Origin of the sequence: Moorena sp. SIO4A1 (assembly GCF_010672065.1) — a bacterium.
Lineage (GTDB): Bacteria > Cyanobacteriota > Cyanobacteriia > Cyanobacteriales > Coleofasciculaceae > Moorena.
The window spans coordinates 1-1,582 of sequence record NZ_JAAHHX010000614.1; the positions used below are offsets into that span (position 1 = coordinate 1).

A 1,582-nucleotide genomic window follows, 5' to 3' on the forward strand; every position below is an offset into this window, starting at 1 on the left:
TCCCATGCTGAACGTGATTATGACCTCGGTAGGCAGTGAGCATCCATCCTAATCCATAAGATGAATGCCAGATTTCCGGATATTTAAGGGATGACGGCATCACGATTTGTGGCGTATACATCTGAGTCAGAATACCAGGGTTGATAATCTGCTTATCCTCATAGTTTCCCTGGTTTTGATGGAGTAGAAGCCACTTCGCCATATCAGTAACATTGGAATTAATAGAGCCAGCAGGACCACTGGTGTCAACATTGCGAAATGGGATGGCTTTAACTACGTCATCTTTCTCTCGATAAGGAAGGGAAAAATCGTCAGTATCCTGGGATTTTACAACCGAAAAATTGCTGTCGCCCATCGACAAGGGATTAAAAATTTCCTGCTGCACAAATTATTCCCAGCTGCTCTCGGAAATTTCACCGACTAAGTAGCCAGCCGTCATGTACATCAAATTTTGATACTGAAAGACGCTTCGCAATTCATGATTAGGTTCGAGATACTGTAAGCGCTCAACTATTTCTTTACGAGTGAAAGGACTATTATACCACATGAAATCGTGACGGGGTAAGCCAGAACGATGAGTGACCAAGTCACGGAGAGTAATGTGTTCACTAGCATAGGAATCGTATAGTGTGAACTACCCCAACCTACTTGGCCTATGGCCACGCTACGCGAACGTAGAGGTTGGGGCTTCCAGTTTCACTGAAGCATGCCTTAACTTGGACGGACGTCCACGTCTTGGTCTTACTTCTTCGACCCTGGCGTTGACCTCCCCCGTCCCAGAGGAGGATAGCATTCTGATCCCTTCTGCTCTAATATTTTTTGCTGCATTACCATCTCTGTCGTGATCAGTCCGGCAACTCGGACAAGTCCAAGTTCTTACATCAAGTGGCAGCTCTTTGATTTGGTAATGACAATTAGAGCAGGTTTTAGAACTGGGGAACCACCGGTTTATCTCCACCAATACCTTTCCTTCTTTTTCACACTTATAAGAAAGGAAATTAACAAAGGTTCCCCAACCTAGAACAGATATTGCTTTAGCTAATTTATGATTACGAACCATGCCCTTGACGTTTAGATTTTCGACTACCACTACTTGGTTGTTGTCAACTATCTTTCTAGATAGCTTATGTAGGTAGTCTTGGCGGACATTTCCAATCCGTTCGTATACCTTAGCTACAATTTTTCTGGCCTTTTTGCTTCTGTTACTACCTTTTTTCTTTCGGGCGGCGATACGCTGCTTTTTCGCTAGTTTATTTTCGTACTTGGATAGATGCTTAGGATTTCCAAATTTATAGGTCTTTTCGCCGTCGTAGGTAATCGCAAAATCCTTGATACCCAGATCAATGCCAATCACTTTCCCATCTTTGGATACCTTTGAGCTACTATAATCATATTCCATTAGCACAGAGGCGTAGTATTTCCCAGAGGGAGTCTTACTGACTGTAACAGTCTTGATATCCCCGTCCAGTGGGCGATGAATTACTGCCTTTACAACCCCTAGCTTTCCAGGAAATTTAAGACAATCGCCCACTAGTTTAACTTTTTGAGGGTAATGAATTGACTGGCGATGATGATATGACTT

1 protein-coding gene and 1 pseudogene are annotated in these 1,582 nt (G+C 43.2%); both read right to left on the reverse strand.

All coding sequences use genetic code 11. The annotated features are described in order from the left end of the window. Positions 1–586 (reverse strand): annotated as a pseudogene (locus F6K53_RS41205) (serine hydrolase domain-containing protein); the annotation flags it as partial. 78 nt (positions 587–664) lie between these two features. After that, positions 665–1,582 (reverse strand): RNA-guided endonuclease TnpB family protein (locus F6K53_RS41210; protein ID WP_293086101.1); only part of this gene is annotated, 918 nt, incomplete at its 5' end.